General features: G+C 40.7%; 1 protein-coding gene. It reads left to right on the top strand.

The features are described 5' to 3' along the window. The coding region (locus tag BTA35_RS16735; RefSeq protein WP_139363715.1) for a mechanosensitive ion channel family protein at positions 1–396 on the top strand (396 nt) is incomplete at its 5' end. Positions 397–452: the final 56 nt, after the last annotated feature.

Raw genomic sequence — 452 nt, 5'->3', positions numbered from 1 at the left:
GTATTTACCTCTATCGCCGTTGAAAACCCCTCAAGGATGTCAAACCGTCGTATCTATGAAACCGTGGGTATTCGCTATGATGATGCCAGTAAAATGCGGCAAATTACCCAACAAGTTAGAACAATGTTAAGCCAGCACCCCGAGATTGACCTGCAACAAACCTTAATTGTGAACTTTAACCAATACGCCCCTTCATCCTTAGATTTTTTCATCTACTGTTTTACCCGTACAACCGACTGGGTGCACTACCATGAAATAAAAGAAGACGTACTACTTAAAGTTATGGACATTATTCTAAGTAACGGTGCTGAATGTGCATTCCCAACCTCAACCTTACATATTGCTCAAGAGCCAAGTACCCTTGCTGAGAAAGCATTTTTAGAGCCTAAATCTTAATATCGCACCGCAGTTGTAGACCTAAAAGGCAATGCTTTTTATACTGGCAAAATAAC

Origin of the sequence: Oceanospirillum linum (assembly GCF_001995095.2) — a bacterium.
Taxonomy (GTDB): Bacteria; Pseudomonadota; Gammaproteobacteria; order Pseudomonadales; family Halomonadaceae; genus Oceanospirillum; species Oceanospirillum linum.
Note: the sequence above shows the minus strand (reverse complement) of the source record. Positions and strands in the feature narration are given on the sequence as shown.